Annotated in this window: 3 protein-coding genes and 5 pseudogenes; 4 read left to right on the forward strand and 4 right to left on the reverse strand. The window is 57.6% G+C overall.

Annotation, left to right across the window (positions count from 1 at the left end):
- Positions 1 to 9: 9 nt before the first annotated feature.
- From panC to AC0L27_RS38920, 4 genes and pseudogenes are all read left to right on the forward strand, one after another.
- A pseudogene (panC, locus tag AC0L27_RS38905) lies at positions 10 to 858 on the forward strand (pantoate--beta-alanine ligase).
- 473 nt (positions 859 to 1,331) lie between these two features.
- Complete coding sequence (locus AC0L27_RS38910) at positions 1,332 to 1,553, forward strand: hypothetical protein (protein WP_473323186.1); 222 nt, start codon at positions 1,332 to 1,334, stop codon at positions 1,551 to 1,553.
- A 325-nt stretch (positions 1,554 to 1,878) separates the two neighbouring features.
- Positions 1,879 to 2,118, forward strand: coding sequence for a hypothetical protein (locus AC0L27_RS38915; protein WP_473323189.1), 240 nt, complete (start codon positions 1,879 to 1,881; stop codon positions 2,116 to 2,118).
- 1,493 nt (positions 2,119 to 3,611) lie between these two features.
- Complete coding sequence (locus AC0L27_RS38920) at positions 3,612 to 4,175, forward strand: GNAT family N-acetyltransferase (RefSeq protein ID WP_473323190.1); 564 nt, start codon at positions 3,612 to 3,614, stop codon at positions 4,173 to 4,175.
- A gap of 491 nt (positions 4,176 to 4,666) precedes the next feature.
- Here the strand turns inward: AC0L27_RS38920 and AC0L27_RS38925 are convergent.
- The 4 pseudogenes from AC0L27_RS38925 to AC0L27_RS38940 form a co-directional block, all read right to left on the reverse strand.
- Positions 4,667 to 5,216, reverse strand: a pseudogene (locus AC0L27_RS38925) (pyridoxal-phosphate dependent enzyme); the annotation flags it as partial.
- A gap of 13 nt (positions 5,217 to 5,229) precedes the next feature.
- A pseudogene (locus AC0L27_RS38930) lies at positions 5,230 to 5,376 on the reverse strand (IS110 family transposase); the annotation flags it as partial.
- A 479-nt stretch (positions 5,377 to 5,855) separates the two neighbouring features.
- Positions 5,856 to 6,231: pseudogene (locus AC0L27_RS38935) on the reverse strand (DDE-type integrase/transposase/recombinase); the annotation flags it as partial.
- Positions 6,221 to 6,378 (reverse strand): annotated as a pseudogene (locus tag AC0L27_RS38940) (sarcosine oxidase subunit beta); the annotation flags it as partial. The pseudogenes AC0L27_RS38940 and AC0L27_RS38935, both read right to left, overlap by 11 nt.

Here is a 6,378-nt window from a genome sequence, read left to right on the forward strand (position 1 = left end):
TAAAACAACATGCAAACGATCACGACGGTCGCAGAGCTTCGTCGCTCGCTCGCAGAGGTTCGCAGCGCCGATAAACGTCGGACTTGTGCCGACGATGGGCTATCTACACGACGGCCATCTGGCGCTGGTCGCGGCCAACCGGACGCAATACGACGTCACCATAGTTAGCATCTTCGTCAATCCCACTCAGTTCGGGCCAAATGAGGATATCAGCACCTATCCGCGCGACTTCCTGCGCGATCAAGAGCTGTGTCGCGATGCCGGCGCTGCGATCGTCCTTGCGCCGGATATACAGGAGATCTATCCGGCTCAATTTGAGACCTTCGTCGAACCGGGCGAGCTCGCAAAACCAATGTGCGGAGCTTTCAGGCCTGCGCATTTTCGTGGAGTGGCGACTGTCGTTGGCAAGCTATTCAACATGGTGCGGCCGGATGTCGCGTTTTTTGGACAAAAGGATTTTCAGCAATGCGCGGTGGTGCGCCGCATGGCAATTGACCTCAACCTTCCAATTAAGATCGCACTGTACAAACCGTCCGGGAACCGGACGGGCTCGCAATGAGCAGTCGCAACCGCTATCTAAGCGCGGACGAACGTTGGCGCGCTCTTGCCATCAGCCGTGGGCTGTTCGCCGCAGCGGATAAGTTTCGCTCAGGAGAGCGCGACGTGGAACAGCTGATTGCGATCGCAAAGCAGCGGTTGAATACGGTCGATCGACTGCAGTACCTTGAGCTTGTCGATGCTGATACGCTCAAGCCCGCCGAGAGTCCTCTGCGGCGTACCACTGCACTATGCGCCGCAGCCTATGTCGGCTCGACACGTCTAATCGACAACGTGATACTGTCGTTGCTGTCTCCTTAGCGCGACTCACAACTAAACGACTGAATAGCTCTCAGAATACCGAAGTTTGCAGTGGATGGGTGTTTTCGTGGACGAACAGTTTTTGAGAGACCGGGCTCGGATTATTCGCGATCTAGCGGACAAGGCAGACCCCTTCATCAGAAAGAGACTGCTGGACCTGGCGGAACGGTATGACAGACGTATTAGCCGCCCATCTCAGGCGATGAAGGTGGTGACCGCGGCGACTTCGCCGACCAGCACAAGCGCGTCATCGATGCGGTAAAGTCCATCGAAACGTAAGCGCGATCGAGGCTGGACAGCCCCAATCGAACACCGGCACAAGCCGAGAAAACGTGTTGGGAGAAGCAGAAAGCGAAGGTGGAGACCGCTCTGTGGCAGGGCGCGGCAGTCGCAATTTCTTACCCGATCAAACACACTTGAACCGCGAAACGCGAAATGTGCATTATCCTCCTCGGAGTGGGGGAGATCTCCAAATGTTGGATGCCGCTACCACCGCGCTTCTGCGCGCGATCCTCGACGAGGTCTGCGAGAGCCTTACCCCGTATGATACAGGCGCCCGCACTTACGTCGCCTCGAAGATTCTGGAAAGACAACATGATGTTGTCACTCAGTTGAATTTCCAGATCACAGTTCTGAAGCTCCTGGTGAGCTATCTGGACGAGGCCGCACCGATGCTGAGCTTAAGCGTGACATAGCCATTTTGGCGATCTCCTGCCTTGCCCGCGTTGGCCCAAAAGTTGATGCCATGACCGCACGGAAAAACTTTGCATTCTGCTGAGCTGGCGCAGATTTTCGCCGATGCGGGGGCCATGATTAGCGAATTTCGCTTTTAGGAAGCCGATAAGTGTTACTGCAAGAGATACTGATAAGCCGAACCCTGAGAACCAACTTTCTTGTCGGTAGATCGATGCGGCTCCTAGTTATCTCTCTCCATACGAACGACTGGAGCATCTGACGAAGCCTGAGTGGAGGTAAGGATGCGCCTCAAGGGACGAATCCGATCAAATGGGAGACCTTCGGATGCCGTACTACTCTTTTGATCTTGTGATTGACGAGGAGTACAGGAATCAAGGCGGCCTCATTCTCGAAAACATCGAGGTTGCCTCCGACCGAGCGGACCAGCTCGCGACCGAACTGTCTATTGTGCATCCGGACCTGAAGGCCAAAGGCTGTGCGGTTCGGGTCACCAGCCCCGAGAACGCCGAGGTCTATCGCACGCCACTCGATCCGGTCCCGTCATGGATGAGACGCCAGCACTGAGCGTCGGCAGCGGCGGGCGACACTCGAAACGCTCGGTTTGACGAATGGGAGGGGCGATCGCGCGTTCCGGCGAGGCGCCGTGACGTTCGCAGACAGTCGATCTGTCGAGGTCATCTACGGCCCCATAGCGTCGACGGTCGGCGCGCTTACCGAATTGGCGTCATCATCGGCCGCATCTCGGAAATCGCCCTGACCGTGGTCGATTCGATCGGGGAGCAGGAGGCGACCAGCAAGAGCATTGCGTTCAATTTGCAGGAACCAGCGGCCAGGACGGCCCGGGTGGCAGCGAGCGCCGGTGAAGTCACCAACCGCGCAAAGGAAACTGGAGGGCTTCGATGCAGGTACTGATGTCTGCCGAACTGCTATCTGAGGAAAGCTCTCGGCTGAAGCACGAACTAGACAGCTACCTGGGCAGTGTTCAAGCGGCTTAAATCGGCGTGTCAACGTCGCAAGCTCTCCACGACTGAAAGTTGACCTTTCTTCCGAAGCCAAATTACCCCATCTGCCTTTCGGATCGGCGTGTAGATGCTAGGTAGATGGAGTCTGCTTGGGCTGCAACCCGGATGCGCTGAGCACTCCTGCGGTTCTCATGCGCGGTTTCTTTATCTCCGCCGCAAGACGGCGGAGCGAGCCGTGACCAACGCGTGTCCGCAAGCACTAGAAGAGGTCTTAAACAAACAGATCGTAAAGTGATGCAAGTGAACATAAAGACGATCCACTGAACCCGGCTCATCAGGACGCGACATTGTCTATTTGAGGAACACGAGAGACGCTGGTCTCAATCGCGGGCTCAACGACCAAGTTACGCGCGTTCGTCGGGCGCCCGCGATGTTCTTCATCGCGCGGCAACAAATGTCGCGTCGGATGAGAAATTAGAAAACTGATTATCCAAACACTACCAGAAACAGTGTTCCTTGGACTCGCGCGTTCCACGATTCTCTGAGAGCATTGATCTCAGGCAATGAAGCCGGTAAGGGACGCTGAGGATGCCGAACAACATCTTCGACAAGGTGAGTCATTCAGTTATACATCGGCCCGATGAGGGTTCCGTCCGCGATGCGCGCAGCCCTTGCGATGGGACCGTCGAATGTGATTGCTCGGGACTGGGTCCGGCAAATCGCTGGTCGGCCTGCCGTCGAACTTTCTACGAGGGGGAGCGTAGATCTAGATCGGTGAGCCTTTTCGCAAGCGGTCAGCCTCGCTCCTGTAACGTGAACACGAAGCGCCCGATGTGGGGCGACACGCAAGTCCAAAGAAGAACAGACTACTCCATGCGACCGTCACGATGTACGACAAGTTACTCCTTCGAGTTTCTGAGATATTTTAGCTTAGCTAGGAGCGACATAAAGACGCTATCACCTCGTGTGAACTAAAACGTCATCTGATCTTCAACCGTGCGGCTTATCTGTTTTGGGTGGTGCAGCGGCAGCCTCCTGCCCCGATGCCGCCGCTGGACGAGGTCGTATGTTGGTTAAACTTGGAAGAGTAATGACATGGTGACCACGCGTGAAGTCTCTAGCGATGACGCCACAACGGTGGCGCACATGGTTGCTGCCCTACTTGCCGAACTTGAGGGTGGACAAAAGCAGGGCGGACTAGATACCCAGCTTGTCGTCGAGTTACTGGCCATGAAAGAGCGCATCTGTGGATTTCTGGCTTTCACGGAGGTACGCCCGGTCGGCCTCATTATGTTGTCGGAAAGCGCCGCGCTTTTTGCGGGTGGAACCTACGGTATTATCACCGAACTCTACGTGGTGCCGGAACAGCGCTCGTCTGGGGTCGCGATGCGTCTCATTGAGGCTGCGGTGGGCCTGGGTACGCTAAAGGGCTGGGCGCAGCTTGAAGTGGGGGCGCCGAGGCAACCCATGTGGAGCCGTAGCCCCAACTCAGCATTGTACTTAAAGGCTGGTTTTGCAGAGATCGGCCCACGCCTCAAGTTGCCGTTACACGGCTTATCTAGTCAAGGTGCGAAACGTGAGGTTGCGGGGAGATCGCGGTTAGATCCTCGGCGGCAACGCGCACTAAGACGCTGTATCCCGGAATGGTCCTCTGCATGACTCGCGTGAGCGTCGATTTGCCGGCGCGCGATTGACCCGCGATGTAGCTTGTAGTGCCGCGTTTGAGCCGGGCCGATAAGTCAGAGAGCACCGGCACATCTCAAAGCCCTTATTGTGAGTGAGCCAATCCGCGCGCCCAGCTCGAAGGCACATGAACCCCTGCGCCGCGCAGGGGGCCGGCCTCTGCGCGGCGATGAGCCTTCTGTAAGAGCGGAACGCTGGCCAGTCTCGGAAGATGTACGGATGGTACGTCCTACGAAAGGCTCACGAGCTCGCCCCATCCGCTGACCTGTTCTTGACGACTTCATGTTCTTCGCGGTCACTTGCGCTGGCGTCGCACCGACGAGTTGTTTGTACAGGAGAGGATCTGTCGCACCCTCGGTGTTGATCAGAAAGACCCGTGCATTGGGTCCAAGACCAATCGGGTCAGAAGCGGCCTTCAAAGGCTGCGAGGCCAACACCACCACTTTCGCCTGACGACAGCGGGATCGCCACCCTTCGGAGTTGCCAGACGTTTCGTCGCGCTGATTGCGTCCATAGTTGCCGTCGACACGGATCATCTGCGCGCCAGAGCGGGCGATGGCGGCGATGCGCTTGTTGCTCACGCCTGAATGAACGAAGATGACGCATTTTGCGCCAACGAGCTGGGCACCTTGGGCAACTGATCTGCCATGGCTGCCATCCGTGGCGCAAGAGACCGTCATACGTCTCGCCATGGTCTTTACTTAAGCTGTGTGCACCTCGGACGCGTCAACATCGCGACCGAGCTGCCGAGTTGCTTCCTCGAGCACCAGCCGGATCTAGAAACCTCCCAAGGCTTTGAACTCCCGAGGCCGAGACGTTGGCCTTCGTCCTTTAGATGGATCGAAGCCACTCCAATCTCGCGGGCAACGCCCGGCAATTAAATAAGAGGGGTTTCCTTGTGATTATCGCGATACTTGACAAACCGCTCGACCTCGCGAGCGGCTCCGACCCCCAACGTGTCGGCGTCCGTGACACGAGAGAAGCGCGGTGATCGGTGTGCTGGTTGAGAAGAAACATAGTCCGGCGTTCCTGCCTCGTCGGCGGAGCTATTGACGTTCTTCTGCCGCTTGACGAAGCGCTTTACGGAATGGGCCGCGATCAATCGTGTTGTGTAACCGAGCTTTGCGAGTTCGCGCGCCCAGTAGTGGGCGCTGGCGCAGGCCTCCATCGCAACGATGCAAGCCCCGGATCCACCGGTTGGAGCCTTGGCTGAAGTTCATGCCAAACTGGATGCACTGGCACCTTGCTGCCACCAGGCCGCACCAGAATAATTTGTTCAACGGTCCAAGGGCCGCATTTCGGAAGCTCAGCAGGATCGACAAAGCTTCACCAAACGAGTCGATCGACAGGTTTCCATATTCCTCCAGGATGCCTTACGACACTCCAAACCGATGCCTCAGCAACAGCCGAAGGGCACTCCCAACCATCCGCAACAACTTGATGAATCATTCGCAGATTTCGTCAACCCGCTGGCAAACGACCGTCACGATGAATCAAATGCAAAGAAGCAATTGGAAGTTGGCACCCAGAGCCCAGCGCAGTGATGACGCCGTGCAGCCTATCCGACGTGCCGCATGGCATTCGGAGATCGACCATTTCAATGACGGAGATATCGCTCAGGCGTTGCGACCCGTCGATAGTGGGATTCCAACCGGCGCTGTGGTGCACGAGCCCGCCACGATGGACCGGCTGTCGATCATGTAGTGCCTGCTCCAGCACATCGAGCACGAAGCCTGCATGCGCCGTGCGCGAGGCCCGCCAGCCGACGATCCTGCGGGCACAGGCTTCGATGACGAAGGCGACGTAGACGAAGCCGGCCCAGGTCGCGAGATAGGTGAAGTCGGAGCCAAAGGACGTTCGGCCGTGGCGCCTTACTGGCGGTTGACGTGATGCCGCGGGCATGGCGCCGCTTTGTCGCTGATCGTGGTCTTGACGGATTTGCCGCGGATGACCCTTGCAAACCCATGTCCCGCGTTACTGGCGATAATGTGCAACGGGCAACATCGAAGCGTTCGCGTTTGATCGACACCCATCCTATCGGCTCCGCGGGCATAGCTCCACGTCACGCCGTCATGGCGCACCGTGCCGCCGCGGCGCTGGATGAGGCCGCCCTGAATCGGAAGCGCGCACTATCGAAGTCGAGGAAGGGGAGCATCTCCCTAACCGCGTCCGGCCCAGC

The organism is Bradyrhizobium sp. Ken51, from assembly GCF_055807435.1.